Origin of the sequence: Methylobacterium sp. J-088, from assembly GCF_022829295.1 — a bacterium.
In the GTDB taxonomy this organism is placed as follows: domain Bacteria; phylum Pseudomonadota; class Alphaproteobacteria; order Rhizobiales; family Beijerinckiaceae; genus Methylobacterium.
Genome location: NZ_JAKSYH010000172.1, coordinates 1 through 393 on the forward strand (window position 1 = coordinate 1; position 393 = coordinate 393).

At 74.8% G+C, this 393-nt stretch carries 1 pseudogene; it reads left to right on the forward strand.

Features of this window, described 5'->3' with window-relative positions:
• Window positions 1-393, forward strand: a pseudogene (locus tag MKK63_RS32260) (autotransporter domain-containing protein); the annotation flags it as partial.

Sequence of the window (393 nt, forward strand, 5' to 3'; positions counted from 1 at the left end):
CCAAGCCGACCGGATCACCGCCGGGGGCGTCGCCGCACTCGGGGGCGGCACCGTCCAGGTGCTGGCCGCCGCCGGCCGCTACAACCCGCGCACCACCTACACGATCCTGTCGGCCACGGGCGGCGTGTCGGGCCAGTTCGCGGGCGTCACGTCCAACCTCGCCTTCCTCAGCCCCGGCCTGCGCTACCTGCCCAACGAGGTCGACCTGACGCTCACCCGCAACGACGTGCCGTTCTCCGCCAGCACCACCAGCCGCAACGGCATCGCGGCGGCCAACGCCGTCCAGGCGGTCGGCGCCGGCCGGCTGTTCGACGCGGCGGTCGGCTTCACCACCGGCGAGGCGGAGAGCGGCTTCCGGGCGCTGGCGGGCGACATCCACGCCAGCACCGTCTC